Origin of the sequence: Pseudomonas sp. SIMBA_068 (assembly GCF_046534705.1) — a bacterium.
In the GTDB taxonomy this organism is placed as follows: domain Bacteria; phylum Pseudomonadota; class Gammaproteobacteria; order Pseudomonadales; family Pseudomonadaceae; genus Aquipseudomonas; species Aquipseudomonas putida.
In genome coordinates, this window is the sequence record NZ_JAWRYI010000003.1 from 258,641 (window position 1) to 273,233 (window position 14,593).

A 14,593-nucleotide genomic window follows, 5' to 3' on the forward strand; every position below is an offset into this window, starting at 1 on the left:
GCTGCGATGAAAACCATCAACTTCATGGGCGTGCGCAATGTTGCGTTCGCCATTACCGTGCTCCTCACCGTGCTGGCGCTGTTCAGCTGGTGGCAGAAGGGCCTCAACTTTGGCCTGGACTTCACCGGCGGTACGCTGATCGAGCTGACATACGAGCGCCCGGCTGACCTCAAGGCGGTGCGTGCCGAGCTGGTCGACTCCGGCTTCCACGAGGCCGTGGTGCAGAGCTTCGGCGCTACCACCGACCTGCTGGTGCGTATGCCGGGCGATGACCCGCAGCTGGGTAACAAGGTAGCCGCTGCCCTGCAGAAGGCTGGCGGCGACAACCCGGCCACGCTCAAGCGTGTCGAGTTCGTTGGCCCGCAGGTGGGGGAAGAGCTGCGCGACCAGGGCGGCATGGGCATGCTCATGGCCTTGGGCGGCATCCTTATCTACCTGGCCTTCCGGTTCCAGTGGAAGTTCGCCGTGGGTGCGATCGTTTCGCTGATCCACGACGTGGTGGTCACCCTGGGTATCCTGTCGTTCTTCCAGATTACCTTCGACCTGACGGTGCTGGCGGCGGTGCTGGCGATCATCGGCTACTCGCTGAACGACACCATCGTCGTGTTCGACCGGGTGCGTGAAAACTTCCGCGTCATGCGCAAGGCTTCGCTGATCGAGAACATCAACGTTTCGACCACCCAGACCCTGCTGCGCACCATCGCTACCTCGGTTTCGACCTTGCTGGCCATTGCCGCACTGCTGTTCTTCGGTGGCGACAACCTGTTCGGCTTCTCGCTGGCCCTGTTCATCGGTGTCATGGCCGGTACCTACTCGTCGATCTACATCGCCAACGTGGTACTGATCTGGCTGAACCTGAACAGCGAAGACCTGATCCCTCCAGTCAAGGCTGAAGGTGTGGACGAGCGCCCGTAAGGCCTTTTCCCTACGCCGTGCGGCGACCAAAAGGCGCGAGTGTTGAACTCGCGCCTTTTTTTTTGCTCCAAGGCTGGGAGAAGCGCGGGTTAATGCCCGCTGGTACGATCAGGAGGTTCACGTGAACAAATCAATGCTGGTGGGTGCGGTACTGGGTGCTGTCGGTGTAACAGCCGGAGGTGCTGTGGCGACCTACAGCTTGGTGAACAAAGGCCCCGAAGTCGCCCAGGTGACGGACGTGCAGCCGATCAAGCAGCAGGTGAAAACCCCGCGTGAAGTATGCAAGGACGTGGCCGTGACGCGTCAGGCGCCGGTCAAGGACCAGCACCAGATTGCCGGTACCGTGGTCGGTGCGCTGGCAGGTGGCTTGTTGGGTAACCAGATTGGTGGTGGTACTGGCAAGAAGATCGCTACCGTAGCCGGTGCGGTCGGTGGTGGTTATGCCGGTAACAAGGTGCAGGAAGGCATGCAGCAGCGTGACACCTACACCACCACGCAAACCCGCTGCAATACGGTCAATGACATCAGCGAGAAGGTGGTGGGTTACAACGTGACCTATTCCATCGGTGATCAGGTAGGCAAGGTGAAGATGGACCGCGAGCCGGGGTCCACCATTCCGCTGGACAAGAATGGCAAGCTGATCCTGAGCGAAGCTGCCCAGTAATCAATGTCGCCTAGTTTGGCCTCTTCGCGGGTGAACCCGATCCCACATCTGTAATGCGATCGCTGGGGGAGCGGGTTCACCCGCGAAGAGGCCAGACCAGGCAATACACAGCTGTCAGGTATAAAAAAAGCACCCCGAGGGGTGCTTTTTGCTTTCTGGCAATTCGCGCTTAGCGCTTCATGCTTTCTGGCAGGTGCGGCTGGATTGCGGTCAGCACGGCCTTGAAGCACTTGATGTTGCCTGCAACGATGTGGCCTTTGTCGAGGAAGTCGTGGCCACCGTTGAAGTCGCTCACCAGGCCACCGGCTTCCTGGATCAGCAGCACGCCAGCTGCCATGTCCCATTCGGACAGGCCCGACTCCCAGAAGGCGTCGAAGCGGCCGGCGGCTACGTAGGCGAGGTCCAGGCTGGCGGAGCCGGCGCGGCGGATGCCGGCGGTCTGGCCAGTCAGGGCGCGGAACATGCCCAGGTAGTTGTCCATGTCGGCCATCTGGCCATCACGGAACGGGAAGCCGGTACCCAGCAGGGCGCCTTCCAGGCTGGTGCGCGAGCTGACACGCAGGCGACGGCCATTGAGCTGGGCGCCACGGCCACGGCTGGCGGTGAATTCTTCCTGGCGTACCGGGTCGAGCACCACGGCGTGCTCAAGGCGACCACGGTATTTGCAGGCGATGCTGACGGCGAAGTGGGGGATACCGCGCAGGAAGTTGGTGGTACCGTCCAGTGGGTCGATGATCCACAGGTAGTCTTTACCTTCTTCGCCGGTGCCCGCGTGCATGCCCGTCTCTTCACCCTGGATGGAGTGGTTCGGGTAGGCCTTGCGCAGCGCGTCGACGATCTTCTGCTCGGCGGCACGATCAACCTCGGAAACGTAGTCCTTAGCCTCTTTCTCGTCCACCTTGATGCTATCCAGGCGTTCGATGGAGCGGAAAATCAGTTCACTGGCGCTGCGAGCGGCGCGCAGGGCGATATTCAGCATAGGCTGCATGGGCGGGTCACCTGGAGATGTTAAAGAAGAAAGCCGATTATTCTAGCAGAAAAGTTTGTCGGCAGAAGTGTCACATTTGCTTTCATGGCGTTACGTCTGTCGGTTCTGTAAGATCGAAGGCCCTGATTCCTGCATCTGTGAGCACAACACCTTGCTGCAAAATATTCGTGTTGTTCTGGTCAATACCAGCCACCCCGGCAACATCGGCGGCGCTGCGCGTGCCATGAAAAACATGGGCTTGTCGCGCCTGGTGCTGGTGCAGCCGAAAGAATTCCCCGCCCTGGAAGCCAGTGCCCGCGCCTCGGGCGCCGACGATGTGCTGGATAACGCCCAGGTGGTCGACAGCCTTGAACAGGCGCTGGTCGGCTGTAACCTGGTGATGGGTACCAGCGCCCGCGAGCGCAGCATCCCCTGGCCGTTGATTGGCCCGCGCGAGTGCGGCGCCAAGGCGGTGGAGCACGCCAAGGGGGGTGAAGAGATCGCCCTGGTGTTCGGACGCGAACACGCCGGCCTGACCAACGAAGAACTGCAGCGATGTCACTTCCACGTGCACATTCCCTCCAACCCCGACTTCAGCTCGCTGAACCTTGCGGCCGCTGTGCAGGTGCTCTCTTACGAGGTGCGCATGGCATCGCTGGCTGCCGGTGAGGCGCCGGGCAAAGTCGAGAAGGTTGACGCCAGCGAGCTGGCGACAATGGACGAAATGGAGCTGTTCTACGACCACCTGGAGAAAACCCTGGTGGGCATCGGCTTCCTCGACCCCGAAAAACCCAAGCACCTGATGCCGCGCCTGCGCCGGCTGTATGGGCGGGTGGCGGTCGAGCGTACGGAAATGAGCATTTTGCGCGGCATCCTCACCGAGACCCAGAAAGTGGTCCGTGGCGAGCCGCATAAACGGAAGGACTGACAGATGTTCGAACGCCTGCGTGAAGATATTCAAAGCGTATTCCACCGTGACCCAGCTGCGCGCAATGCCTTCGAGGTGCTCACCTGCTACCCGGGCATGCATGCCATCTGGCTGCACCGCCTGGGCAATGCCCTGTGGAAACGTGATTTCAAGTGGCTGGCCCGGCTGGTGTCGAACTTCGGCCGCTGGCTGACCGGTATCGAGATCCATCCCGGTGCCACCATCGGCCGGCGCTTCTTCATTGACCACGGCATGGGCATCGTCATTGGCGAAACCGCCGAGATCGGCGACGACGTCACCCTTTACCAGGGTGTGACCCTGGGCGGCACCAGCTGGAACAAAGGCAAGCGCCACCCCACCCTGGAAAACGGCGTGGTGGTAGGGGCGGGGGCCAAGGTGCTGGGCCCGTTCACCGTCGGCGCCGGGGCCAAGATCGGCTCCAATGCGGTGGTGACCAAGGCTGTACCGGCCGGCGCCACGGCGGTGGGTATCCCGGGGCGGATCATCGTCAAGAGCGAGGACACCGAAGTCGAGGCCAAGCGCAAGGCCATGGCCGAGAAGATCGGCTTCGATGCCTACGGTGTCAGTGGCGACATGCCTGACCCGGTGGCGCGAGCCATCGGCCAGATGCTCGACCACTTGCAGGCCGTCGACGAGCGGTTGGAGGGCATGTGTGGCGCCCTGACCAAGATGGGTAGCGACTACTGCGCCAAGGAGCTGCCGGCTCTGCCGGAAGATGATTTCACCGAGGTTGCCCAGGTGGCCCAGCGCGACACTCAGTCGCATTGATTGCGCCGCGCTGAAACCCTGGTGACATACGGGGCGTGTGCTCACGCCCCTCGTCTGCTACAATCGCGCCCGCCTCCCCGACGCAAACCCGACTAAAGCAGTAGGTCTAATAGTTGACTTAAATGCTCGGGAATCGCATACTCGCACACATCCCGAAACTCCCGTGGTACCCAATAGCCATGCGACTGACTACCAAAGGCCGATACGCCGTGACTGCCATGCTCGACCTGGCGTTGCACGCGCAGCATGGGCCGGTGTCTTTGGCCGACATTTCCGAGCGCCAGGGCATTTCCCTCTCTTATCTGGAACAGCTGTTCGCCAAGCTGCGCCGCAGCAGCCTGGTCTCCAGCGTGCGCGGTCCAGGTGGTGGCTACCAGCTGTCGCGGGGCATGGAAACCATCCAGGTGGCCCAGGTCATCGATGCGGTCAACGAATCGGTCGATGCTACCCGTTGCCAGGGCCTCGGGGACTGCCATGCCGGTGATACCTGTCTGACCCACCACCTGTGGTGTGACCTCAGTCAGCAGATCCATGAATTCCTCAGCGGCATCAGCCTGGCCGACCTCGTCATGCGCCGTGAGGTGCAGGAAGTTGCCCAGCGCCAGGACCTGCGTCGTGTCGCAGGCCGAACCGCCCAGCTGGACAAGATTGAGACGTCCGCCGTCGATTGATCCCCCAGGGACGACGAGCGACGCCACCGCCTGATAGGAGAGACAAATGAAGTTGCCGATCTACCTCGATTACTCCGCGACCACCCCGGTCGACCCACGTGTGGCCCAGAAAATGGCCGACTGCCTGCTGGTCGACGGGAACTTCGGTAACCCGGCCTCGCGCTCCCACGTTTTCGGCTGGAAGGCCGAGGAAGCGGTCGAGAACGGTCGTCGCCAGGTTGCCGAACTGATCAACGCCGATCCGCGCGAAATCGTCTGGACCAGCGGTGCCACCGAGTCCGACAACCTCGCACTTAAAGGCGTCGCGCACTTCTATCAGACCAAGGGCAAGCACATCATCACCTCCAAGATCGAGCACAAGGCGGTCCTGGATACCGCTCGCCAGCTCGAGCGTGAAGGTTTCGAAGTGACCTACCTCGAGCCAGGCGCAGACGGCATCGTCACCCCGGCCCAGGTCGAGGCAGCATTGCGCGATGACACCATTCTGGTCTCGCTGATGCACGTGAACAACGAAGTCGGCTCGATCAACGACATCGCCGCCATTGGTGAACTGACCCGTTCGCGCGGCGTGCTGTTCCATGTCGACGCCGCCCAGTCGGCCGGCAAGGTCGAAATCGACCTGCAAAAGCTGAAAGTCGACCTGATGTCGTTCTCGGCGCACAAGGTCTACGGCCCGAAAGGCATCGGCGCGCTGTACGTCAGCCGCAAGCCGCGTGTACGCCTTGAAGCCATCATTCACGGCGGTGGCCATGAGCGCGGCATGCGTTCGGGCACCCTGCCGACCCACCAGATTGTCGGCATGGGCGAAGCGTTCGCCATTGCCAAGCAGGAAATGGCCGCCGAAAACGTGCGCATCAAGGCCCTGAGCGACCGCTTCTTCAAGCAGGTCTCGGACCTCGAAGAGCTGTACGTCAACGGCAGCAGCACCGCTCGCGTGCCGCACAACCTGAACCTGAGCTTCAACTACGTCGAAGGCGAGTCGCTGCTGATGTCGCTGAAAGACATCGCCGTATCGTCCGGTTCGGCCTGCACCTCCGCTTCGCTCGAGCCGTCGTACGTACTGCGCGCTCTGGGCCGCAACGACGAGCTGGCGCACAGCTCGATCCGCTTCTCCTTCGGCCGCTTCACCACCGAAGAAGAAGTCGACTACGCCGCGCAGAAAGTCTGCGAGGCCGTTAACAAACTGCGTGAGCTGTCGCCGCTGTGGGACATGTACAAAGACGGCGTTGACATCTCCAAGATCGAGTGGGCCGCCCACTAAGCAGTCGCCGGCAAGAGCGGCTCCCTGATGAGGAAGGAATTGCACCATGGCATACAGTGAAAAGGTCATCGACCACTACGAAAACCCACGCAACGTCGGCAAGATGAATGCCGAGGACCCGGATGTCGGTACCGGCATGGTCGGTGCTCCAGCGTGCGGTGACGTGATGCGCCTGCAGATCAAGGTCAACGAGCAGGGCGTCATTGAAGACGCCAAGTTCAAGACCTACGGCTGCGGTTCGGCCATCGCTTCCAGCTCCCTCGCCACCGAGTGGATGAAGGGCAAGACCCTGGACGAAGCCGAAACCATCAAGAACACCCAGCTGGCGGAAGAACTGGCGTTGCCGCCAGTGAAGATCCACTGCTCGGTACTCGCCGAGGATGCCATCAAGGCAGCCGTTCGCGATTACAAGCAGAAAAAAGGCTTGATCTAAGTCGCCTGCAAGGTAAGAGGTAAGGAGTTCTGATGGCTATCAGCATGACAGAAGCCGCCGCCAACCACGTGCGGCGTTCCCTCCAGGGGCGCGGCAAGGGCGAAGGCATTCGCCTGGCCGTGCGCACCACCGGCTGCTCGGGCCTGGCCTACGTGCTGGAGTTCGTCGACGAAGTGGCGGGCGAAGACCAGGTGTTCGAGAACCACGGCGTGAAGGTCATCATCGACCCTAAAAGCCTGGTGTACCTTGACGGCACCGAACTGGACTTCGTCAAGGAAGGGTTGAACGAAGGCTTCAAGTTCAACAACCCCAACGTGCGCGGTGAGTGTGGCTGCGGCGAAAGCTTCAACGTCTGAGGCTGGCTGTGGGTACTCCTTGTCATTACGCTCTGTTTGATCTCCAGCCGTGCTTTCGGCTGGACCTCGACAAACTGGCCACTCGCTACCGCGAGCTGGCCCGCGAGGTCCATCCTGACCGCTTTGCCGACGCTTCCGAGCGTGAGCAGCGGGTAGCGCTGGAGAAGTCCGCGGCCCTCAACGACGCCTACCAGACGCTGCGCAGTGCGCCGCGCCGTGCCCGCTATCTGCTGGCCATCGGCGGCCACGAAGTGCCCCAGGAGGTCACGGTCCACGACCCCGACTTCCTGCTGCAGCAAATGCAGTGGCGCGAAGAGCTTGAAGAGCTGCAGGATGAAGCCGACCTCGATGGTGTTGCCGTGTTCAAGAAGCGCCTCAAAGGTGCACAGGACACGCTGAACGAGGATTTCGCCGCCTGCTGGGATGTGCCTGCCGAGCGCGACAAGGCCGAGCGCCTGATGCGCCGCATGCAGTTCCTCGACAAGCTCGCCCAAGAAGTGCGCCAACTGGAAGAGCGCCTCGACGATTAACCCGGCGTTGCCCGTGATGACGCCTAAGGTATTCAGATAAGCATGGCCCTACTGCAGATCGCCGAACCCGGTCAAAGCCCTCAGCCGCACCAGCGCCGCCTGGCGGTTGGTATCGACCTGGGTACCACCAATTCTCTGGTCGCTGCCGTACGCAGCGGTCGCAGCGAACCCCTGCCCGATGCGCAGGGCAACGTCATTCTGCCCTCTGCGGTACGCTACCTGGCTGACCACACTGAGGTCGGCCAGGCTGCGCGTGAGGCGGCCGCCAGTGACCCGCTGAACACCGTGTTGTCGGTCAAGCGCCTGATGGGGCGCGGCCTGGCCGACGTCAAGCAATTGGGTGAGCAGCTGCCGTACCGCTTCATTGGCGGTGAATCGCACATGCCGTTCATCGACACCGTCCAAGGGCCGAAGAGCCCTGTGGAAGTGTCCGCTGACATCCTCAAGGTGCTGCGTGAGCGTGCCGAAGCGACCCTGGGCGGTGACCTGGTAGGCGCGGTGATCACCGTGCCGGCTTATTTCGACGACGCTCAGCGCCAAGCGACCAAGGATGCGGCCAAGCTAGCCGGCCTGAATGTGCTGCGCCTGCTCAACGAGCCAACTGCCGCTGCCGTTGCCTACGGCCTGGACCAGAATGCCGAAGGCCTGGTGGCCATCTATGACCTGGGGGGCGGTACTTTCGATATTTCGATCCTGCGCCTGACTGCTGGTGTGTTCGAAGTGCTGGCCACTGGCGGTGATACCGCTTTGGGTGGTGACGACTTCGACCACGCCATTGCTGGCTGGATCATCGAGCAGGCCGGCCTGTCCTCCGACCTCTCCCCGGGTACCCAGCGCCAACTGTTGCAGGCTGCCTGCGCCGCCAAGGAAGCCCTGACCGACGCTGACGTGGTCAGCGTCAGTCACGGTGCCTGGCAGGGCGAGCTCAGCCGGGCGGTCTTCGATGCCATGATCGAGCCGCTGATCGCCCGCAGCCTCAAGGCCTGCCGCCGCGCCGTGCGCGACAGCGGTGTCGAGCTTGAGGAGGTAGGTGCGGTGGTCATGGTCGGTGGTTCGACCCGCGTACCGCGTGTGCGTGAGGCTGTCGGTACACTGTTTGGCCGCACGCCGCTGACTTCGATCGACCCTGATCAGGTGGTCGCCATCGGTGCCGCCATCCAGGCCGATACCCTGGCAGGGAACCGCCGCGAAGGCGGTGAACTGCTGCTGCTTGACGTCATCCCGCTGTCCCTGGGTCTTGAGACCATGGGTGGGCTGATGGAGAAAGTGATCCCGCGCAACACCACCATTCCTGTGGCGCGTGCCCAGGAATTCACTACTTATAAAGATGGCCAGTCGGCCATGATGATCCACGTGCTGCAGGGCGAGCGCGAGCTGATCAGCGACTGCCGCTCGTTGGCGCGCTTCGAGCTGCGCGGCATTCCAGCGATGGTTGCCGGGGCTGCAAAAATTCGCGTCACCTTCCAGGTGGATGCCGACGGTCTGCTCAGCGTTGCCGCCCGGGAACTGGGTTCGGGTGTGGAAGCCAGCATCCAGGTCAAGCCGTCCTACGGCCTGACCGACGGCGAAATCGCCCGCATGCTCAAGGATTCCTTCGAACACGCAGGTTCCGACAAGCAGGCCCGCCAGTTGCGTGAGCACCAGGTGGACGGCGAGCGCTTGCTCGAAGCGGTACAGGGCGCCCTGGACGCCGACGGTGAGCGCCTGCTTAGCAGCGACGAGCGCGACGCCATTGCATTCCAGATGCAAGAACTACGTGATTTGCTGGCCGGCACCGATGGCGCAGCCATCGAGCAACAGACCAAGCGTCTGTCGCAGGTGACCGACGCATTTGCCGCCCGTCGCCTTGATTCGACGGTCAAAGCCGCACTGGCCGGGCGCAACCTGAATGAGATCGAGGAGTAACCGATGCCGCTGGTGACATTCCTGCCGCATGAGAAGTTCTGCCCAGAAGGGCTGACCGTGGAGGTCGAGCCCGGGACCAACATCCTGGAGCTGGCCCACGACCATCACATCGAGATGGAAAGCGCCTGCGGCGGCGTCAAGGCCTGCACCACTTGCCACTGCATCGTGCGCAAGGGCTTCGATTCGCTCGAAGAAGCCGACGAGCTGGAAGAGGACATGCTGGACAAGGCATGGGGCCTGGAAGCGCAGTCGCGCCTTGGTTGCCAGGTGGTCGTGGGGGATACCGACCTGACCATCGAGATCCCCAAGTATTCGCTCAACCACGCTGCCGAAGCGCCGCACTGAGGTCTTGTACATGAGTCTGAAATGGGTTGATGTACTTGAGATCGCCATCCAGCTTGCAGAAAGCAAGCCTGAGGTCGATCCTCGTTATGTGAATTTCGTGGACCTGCATCGCTGGGTGCTGGCATTGCCAGAGTTCAGCGACGATCCGTCACGCGGCGGTGAGAAAGTGCTTGAGGCAATCCAGGCCGCCTGGATCGACGAAGCCGACTAAGCGTCATGTGCAGGTTAGGCAATCCCCTGAAACCCGCGTATAATTCGCGGGTTTAATTTTTCGTAACACTCATATTCTGGAGTTTTCCATGGCTGTTCAACGTACTTTCTCGATCATCAAGCCTGACGCAGTTGCCAAAAACGTCATCGGCAAGATCACCACTCGCTTTGAAGACGCCGGCCTGAAAATCGTTGCCTCGAAAATCAAGCAACTGTCCAAAGCCGAAGCCGAAGGCTTCTACGCTGAGCACAGCGAGCGCGGCTTCTTCGGTGACCTGGTTGCCTTCATGACTTCCGGCCCGGTTGTTGTTCAGGTTCTGGAAGGCGAAAACGCCATCGCTCTGAACCGCGAGCTGATGGGCGCTACCAACCCTAAAGAAGCTGCTGCCGGTACCATCCGTGCTGACTTCGCCGAGTCGATCGACGCCAACGCCGTTCACGGTTCGGACTCCGAAGCTGCTGCTGCTCGCGAAATCGCTTACTTCTTCGCTGCTACCGAGGTAACCACTCGCTAAGCGAAAGCTTACGGGTGAGGGTGAATCCATGACGACATCTACTGGCAAAATCAACCTGTTGGGTCTGACCCAGCCGGAAATGGAACAATTCTTCGACTCAATCGGGGAGAAGCGCTTCCGTGCCGGCCAGGTGATGAAATGGATTCACCATTTTGGCGTGTCCGACTTTGCGGCCATGACCAACGTAGGCAAGGCCTTGCGCGAAAAGCTTGAGGCCGTTGCCGAGATTCGCCCACCGGAAGTGGTCAGTGAAGACATTTCCGCCGACGGCACCCGTAAGTGGGTGATCCGCGTTGCCTCCGGCAGCTGCGTCGAGACCGTCTACATTCCTACCGACGACCGCGGCACCCTGTGCGTATCGTCGCAAGCCGGCTGTGCCCTGGATTGCAGCTTCTGCTCCACCGGCAAGCAAGGCTTCAACAGCAACCTCACCGCCGCTGAAGTCATCGGCCAGGTGTGGCTTGCCAACAAATCCTTCGGGACCGTTCCTGCCAAAGTCGACCGCGCGATTACCAACGTGGTCATGATGGGCATGGGCGAGCCCTTGCTGAACTTCGACAACGTCATCGCTGCCATGAAAATCATGATGGATGACCTGGGCTATGGCATTTCCAAGCGTCGCGTCACTTTGTCCACCTCGGGCGTGGTGCCGATGATCGACGAACTGGCCAAGCACATCGACGTGTCGCTGGCCCTGTCGCTGCACGCACCGAACGACGAGCTGCGCAACAAACTGGTACCTATCAACAAGAAGTACCCGCTGAAAGTGCTGCTGGAGTCGTGCATGGGCTACATGTCCACCTTGGGTGGCAAGCGCGTGCTCACCGTCGAGTACACCTTGCTCAAGGACGTCAACGACCAGCCCGAGCATGCCGCGCAGATGATCGAGTTGTTGCGCGATGTGCCGTGCAAGATCAACCTGATCCCGTTCAACCCATTCCCGCATTCGGGCTACGAGCGGCCGAGCAACAACGCCATTCGTCGCTTCCAGGACCTGCTGCACCACGGTGGTTTCAACGTCACCACCCGTACCACCCGTGGTGAGGACATCGATGCCGCCTGTGGCCAGCTGGTCGGCCAGGTCAACGACCGCACCCGTCGCAGCGAGCGCTACATCGCCGTACGCCAGCTTTCCGCGGACGTCGAGCTGCAAGACAGCGCCGCCAGCCACTGACCGGGACTTAGCCCATGAGCCTGCGCGCTGCGCTGTCGATCCTTGCGCTTTTGCTGCTGGCCGGCTGCGTGTCGGGCGGCGCGGGCGACCCCCTGGCCAGCCGCCAGGGCAGGGCGGATGCGGGGCGTGCTTATGTGCAGCTTGGCCTGGGTTATTTGCAACAGGGTTTGACCGAGCAGGCCAAGGCGCCGCTGGGCAAGGCCCTGGCCCTGGACAGCCGTGATGCCGACGCACATGCCGCCCTGGCGCTGGTGTTCCAGGCCGAAGGTGAGCCGCCACTGGCGGAGGCGCATTTTCGCAAAGCCTTGCAGGCCCGCACGGGCGACACGCGAATTCGCAATAATTACGGCAGTTTCCTTTATGCTCAGGGGCGATTTGCCGAGGCCGAGCAGATGTTTCGCCTGGCCAGTAGCGATACCCTGTATCCTGAGCGCTCACGCGTGTACGAGAACCTGGGCCTGACCGCCCTCAAGCTCGATAGCCGCGAGGCGGCGCACGCGTATCTGCTCAAAGCGTTGCAACTCAACCAGCGGCAACCGAAAGCGTTGCTGGAAATGGCTGAGTTGTCCTACGAAAACAGGCATTATGTGCCGGCCCGGGACTACTACGATCGTTTCAGCCAGCTGAGCGACCACGATGCCCGTAGCCTGCTGCTGGGTAGCCGCCTTGCCAGGGTGTTCGACGAGCAGGGCACATTGGCCGAGCTGGGCCAGCAATTACAACGACTTTATCCCGGTACGCCGGAATATCAGCAATACCTGTCGGAGCAACGATGAACGCCGCGCATCCCGAAGTAGCAGTAGCGCCTGGCCAGAACCCCGGTGAGCTTTTGCGCCTGGCCCGTGAGAAACGGGACTGGTCTCAAGCCGAGGTGGCCCGCAAGCTCAACCTCACTGTCAGTTCGTTGAACCATGTGGAAACCGGCGCCTTCGACAAGCTGCCCGGGCATACCTTCGCCCGTGGCTATATCCGCGCCTATGCCAAGTTGATGGACCTTGACCAGGCCACCCTGGTAGAAGCCTTCGACCGCTACACCGGTACCCACGCCAAAGGCAGCGATGTGCACTCGCTGGGGCGCATCGAAGAGCCGGTACGCCTGTCGCACAACATCCTGCGCGGCGTCAGCCTGTTGTTGCTGGTGGCCGTGGTCGGCGGTGGCTTCGTCTGGTGGCAGGACCAGGGCAGCCTGCGTGGCAAGGACCTGGCCAAGATGGCCCTGGAGCACGTCGAAGTCGAAAGCGCCGACGGCACCACTCAGATTCACCCGCTTGACGAGCCTGAAGATCAGGCTGTTACCGCTGGCCAGCAGCCTGAGAGCGCGCCGCTGGCACTGGAGCAGGGCACTGCCGAACAGCCTGCCGCTACCGCCGAACAGGCCCCGGCAATCCCGGCGCCAACGGCTGCTGCACCCGCACCCGCCCAGCAGGTGCCTGCGCAACCCGCAGCCAGCGTAGCGCCTGCTCCGGTCGCACCGGCCACCCCTGCACCGGCCGCCGTTGCGCCAGCAGCACCTGCAGCCGCCGTGGCCGCTGCCGAGCCCGCCGCAGTACCGGCAGGCAGCGCCAAGGTCGCCATCCAGTTCACCGCCGATTGCTGGACCCAGGTCTCCGATGGCAACGGCAAGGTGCTGTTCAGCGCCGTCAAGCGCAAGGGGGACAACCTCGAGCTGACCGGCAAGCCGCCGTTCGCGGTGCGCCTGGGCTTTGCCCGTGGCGCCCAGGTCAGCTACAACGGCCAGGCCGTCGATGTTGCCCCGTTCACCAGTGGCGAGACTGCTCGCCTGAAGTTGGGACAGTAAGTCATGCACGGCGAATCTCCGATCAAACGTCGCGAATCCCGCAAAATCTGGGTCGGCAATGTGCCGGTAGGTGGTGATGCACCTATCGCGGTGCAGAGCATGACCAACACCGACACCAACGATGTCGCCGCCACCGTGGCGCAAATCCAGCGCCTGGTCGATGCCGGCGTGGACATCGTGCGGGTTTCGGTGCCGGACATGGACGCGGCCGAGGCGTTTGGCAAGATCAAGCAACTGGTCAGCGTGCCGCTGGTCGCCGACATCCACTTCGACTACAAGATCGCCCTGCGCGTGGCCGAACTGGGCGTCGATTGCCTGCGTATCAACCCGGGTAACATCGGCCGCGAAGACCGTGTACGCGCCGTGGTCGATGCTGCCCGCGACCGTGGCATCCCGATCCGCATCGGCGTCAACGCCGGGTCCCTGGAAAAGGACCTGCAGAAGAAGTACGGCGAACCGACCCCGGCGGCGCTGGTGGAGTCGGCCCTGCGCCACGTCGAGCACCTCGACCGCCTGGACTTCCAGGACTTCAAGGTCAGCGTCAAGGCATCCGATGTGTTCATGGCCGTCGAAGCCTACCGGCTGCTGGCCAGGCAGATCGTGCAGCCGCTGCACCTGGGCATCACCGAAGCCGGTGGCCTGCGTTCAGGGACGGTGAAATCCGCCGTCGGCCTCGGTATGCTGCTGGCCGAGGGCATTGGCGATACCATCCGTATCTCGCTTGCGGCCGACCCGGTCGAAGAAGTGAAAGTCGGCTACGACATCCTCAAGTCGCTGCACCTGCGTTCGCGTGGCATCAACTTCATCGCCTGCCCGAGCTGCTCGCGGCAGAACTTCGATGTGGTCAAGACCATGAACGAGCTGGAAGGGCGCCTGGAAGACCTGCTGGTGCCGCTGGACGTGGCGGTGATCGGTTGTGTGGTCAACGGCCCGGGTGAAGCCAAGGAAGCCCATGTAGGCTTGACCGGCGGCACGCCGAACCTGATCTACATCGACGGCAAGCCGGCGCAGAAACTGACCAATGACAACCTGGTCGATGAGCTGGAAAGGCTCATCCGTCAGAAAGCGGCCGAAAAGGTCGAAGCCGACGCGGCGCTGATCGCCCGTGGCTGACACACAGAATTCGTAAGGA

At 62.1% G+C, this 14,593-nt stretch carries 18 protein-coding genes; 17 read left to right on the forward strand and 1 reads right to left on the reverse strand.

Annotated features, from left to right (window positions below):
- Positions 1-6 precede the first annotated feature (6 nt).
- The gene (secF, locus tag SB756_RS10255) at positions 7-915 is read left to right on the forward strand and encodes a protein translocase subunit SecF (protein WP_016484966.1); all 909 of its coding nucleotides are present in this window, start codon (positions 7-9) and stop codon (positions 913-915) included.
- A 121-nt stretch (positions 916-1,036) separates the two neighbouring features.
- Positions 1,037-1,579, forward strand: a complete 543-nt coding sequence (locus tag SB756_RS10260; protein ID WP_026034597.1) for a glycine zipper 2TM domain-containing protein — start codon at positions 1,037-1,039, stop codon at positions 1,577-1,579.
- Positions 1,580-1,748: 169 nt separating this feature from the next.
- Here SB756_RS10260 and suhB read toward each other — a convergent pair whose 3' ends face one another.
- On the reverse strand, positions 1,749-2,567 hold the full coding sequence (gene suhB, locus SB756_RS10265) for an inositol-phosphate phosphatase (RefSeq protein WP_012270588.1): 819 nt from the start codon (positions 2,565-2,567) through the stop codon (positions 1,749-1,751).
- Between the two features lie 151 nt (positions 2,568-2,718).
- Between suhB and trmJ the strand changes: the two genes are divergently transcribed.
- The 15 genes from trmJ (at position 2,719) to ispG (ending at position 14,574) form a co-directional block, all read left to right on the forward strand.
- Entirely contained in the window at positions 2,719-3,474 is a 756-nt protein-coding gene (trmJ, locus tag SB756_RS10270) for a tRNA (cytosine(32)/uridine(32)-2'-O)-methyltransferase TrmJ (RefSeq protein ID WP_043196986.1), read from the forward strand.
- Positions 3,475-3,477: 3 nt separating this feature from the next.
- Complete coding sequence (cysE, locus tag SB756_RS10275; RefSeq protein ID WP_016501401.1) at positions 3,478-4,263, forward strand: serine O-acetyltransferase; 786 nt, start codon at positions 3,478-3,480, stop codon at positions 4,261-4,263.
- Positions 4,264-4,442: 179 nt separating this feature from the next.
- A complete protein-coding gene (iscR, locus tag SB756_RS10280; RefSeq protein ID WP_008092572.1) occupies positions 4,443-4,934 on the forward strand; it encodes a Fe-S cluster assembly transcriptional regulator IscR in 492 nt (163 codons plus the stop codon).
- 46 nt (positions 4,935-4,980) lie between these two features.
- Positions 4,981-6,195, forward strand: coding sequence for an IscS subfamily cysteine desulfurase (locus tag SB756_RS10285; RefSeq protein ID WP_016501400.1), 1,215 nt, complete (start codon positions 4,981-4,983; stop codon positions 6,193-6,195).
- A 46-nt stretch (positions 6,196-6,241) separates the two neighbouring features.
- Positions 6,242-6,628 carry a Fe-S cluster assembly scaffold IscU gene (gene iscU, locus SB756_RS10290; protein ID WP_003248539.1) on the forward strand — a complete coding sequence of 129 codons (387 nt, stop codon included), beginning with the start codon at positions 6,242-6,244 and terminating at the stop codon, positions 6,626-6,628.
- Between the two features lie 32 nt (positions 6,629-6,660).
- On the forward strand, positions 6,661-6,984 hold the full coding sequence (gene iscA / locus SB756_RS10295) for an iron-sulfur cluster assembly protein IscA (protein WP_016501399.1): 324 nt from the start codon (positions 6,661-6,663) through the stop codon (positions 6,982-6,984).
- A gap of 8 nt (positions 6,985-6,992) precedes the next feature.
- Complete coding sequence (gene hscB / locus SB756_RS10300) at positions 6,993-7,514, forward strand: co-chaperone HscB (RefSeq protein ID WP_016501398.1); 522 nt, start codon at positions 6,993-6,995, stop codon at positions 7,512-7,514.
- 42 nt (positions 7,515-7,556) lie between these two features.
- Entirely contained in the window at positions 7,557-9,419 is a 1,863-nt protein-coding gene (gene hscA / locus SB756_RS10305; protein WP_410910783.1) for a Fe-S protein assembly chaperone HscA, read from the forward strand.
- 3 nt (positions 9,420-9,422) lie between these two features.
- Positions 9,423-9,764 carry an ISC system 2Fe-2S type ferredoxin gene (gene fdx, locus SB756_RS10310; protein WP_016501396.1) on the forward strand — a complete coding sequence of 114 codons (342 nt, stop codon included), beginning with the start codon at positions 9,423-9,425 and terminating at the stop codon, positions 9,762-9,764.
- A gap of 10 nt (positions 9,765-9,774) precedes the next feature.
- Positions 9,775-9,975, forward strand: coding sequence for a Fe-S cluster assembly protein IscX (gene iscX / locus SB756_RS10315; RefSeq protein ID WP_003248529.1), 201 nt, complete (start codon positions 9,775-9,777; stop codon positions 9,973-9,975).
- A gap of 88 nt (positions 9,976-10,063) precedes the next feature.
- Entirely contained in the window at positions 10,064-10,489 is a 426-nt protein-coding gene (ndk, locus tag SB756_RS10320; RefSeq protein ID WP_033701183.1) for a nucleoside-diphosphate kinase, read from the forward strand.
- 28 nt (positions 10,490-10,517) lie between these two features.
- Positions 10,518-11,663, forward strand: a complete 1,146-nt coding sequence (rlmN, locus tag SB756_RS10325; protein WP_016484976.1) for a 23S rRNA (adenine(2503)-C(2))-methyltransferase RlmN — start codon at positions 10,518-10,520, stop codon at positions 11,661-11,663.
- Between the two features lie 14 nt (positions 11,664-11,677).
- Positions 11,678-12,439: a type IV pilus biogenesis/stability protein PilW gene (gene pilW / locus SB756_RS10330; protein WP_341797618.1), complete on the forward strand. Its 762-nt coding sequence runs from the start codon at positions 11,678-11,680 to the stop codon at positions 12,437-12,439.
- Positions 12,436-13,461, forward strand: coding sequence for a RodZ domain-containing protein (locus SB756_RS10335; RefSeq protein ID WP_410910784.1), 1,026 nt, complete (start codon positions 12,436-12,438; stop codon positions 13,459-13,461). Before pilW ends, SB756_RS10335 begins: the two co-directional genes overlap by 4 nt.
- A gap of 3 nt (positions 13,462-13,464) precedes the next feature.
- Entirely contained in the window at positions 13,465-14,574 is a 1,110-nt protein-coding gene (ispG, locus tag SB756_RS10340; RefSeq protein WP_410910785.1) for a flavodoxin-dependent (E)-4-hydroxy-3-methylbut-2-enyl-diphosphate synthase, read from the forward strand.
- The last annotated feature ends 19 nt before the right edge of the window (positions 14,575-14,593 follow it).

Coding starts and splice junctions, on each gene's coding strand:
- iscR (WP_008092572.1), top strand. CDS start 4,443: ATGCGACTGACTACCAAAGGCCGATACGCCGTGACTGCCATGCTCGAC.
- ndk (WP_033701183.1), top strand. CDS start 10,064: ATGGCTGTTCAACGTACTTTCTCGATCATCAAGCCTGACGCAGTTGCC.
- SB756_RS10285 (WP_016501400.1), top strand. CDS start 4,981: ATGAAGTTGCCGATCTACCTCGATTACTCCGCGACCACCCCGGTCGAC.
- secF (WP_016484966.1), top strand. CDS start 7: ATGAAAACCATCAACTTCATGGGCGTGCGCAATGTTGCGTTCGCCATT.
- iscU (WP_003248539.1), top strand. CDS start 6,242: ATGGCATACAGTGAAAAGGTCATCGACCACTACGAAAACCCACGCAAC.
- SB756_RS10335 (WP_410910784.1), top strand. CDS start 12,436: ATGAACGCCGCGCATCCCGAAGTAGCAGTAGCGCCTGGCCAGAACCCC.
- ispG (WP_410910785.1), top strand. CDS start 13,465: ATGCACGGCGAATCTCCGATCAAACGTCGCGAATCCCGCAAAATCTGG.
- hscA (WP_410910783.1), top strand. CDS start 7,557: ATGGCCCTACTGCAGATCGCCGAACCCGGTCAAAGCCCTCAGCCGCAC.
- rlmN (WP_016484976.1), top strand. CDS start 10,518: ATGACGACATCTACTGGCAAAATCAACCTGTTGGGTCTGACCCAGCCG.
- fdx (WP_016501396.1), top strand. CDS start 9,423: ATGCCGCTGGTGACATTCCTGCCGCATGAGAAGTTCTGCCCAGAAGGG.
- iscA (WP_016501399.1), top strand. CDS start 6,661: ATGGCTATCAGCATGACAGAAGCCGCCGCCAACCACGTGCGGCGTTCC.
- cysE (WP_016501401.1), top strand. CDS start 3,478: ATGTTCGAACGCCTGCGTGAAGATATTCAAAGCGTATTCCACCGTGAC.
- suhB (WP_012270588.1), bottom strand. CDS start 2,567: ATGCAGCCTATGCTGAATATCGCCCTGCGCGCCGCTCGCAGCGCCAGT.
- iscX (WP_003248529.1), top strand. CDS start 9,775: ATGAGTCTGAAATGGGTTGATGTACTTGAGATCGCCATCCAGCTTGCA.
- pilW (WP_341797618.1), top strand. CDS start 11,678: ATGAGCCTGCGCGCTGCGCTGTCGATCCTTGCGCTTTTGCTGCTGGCC.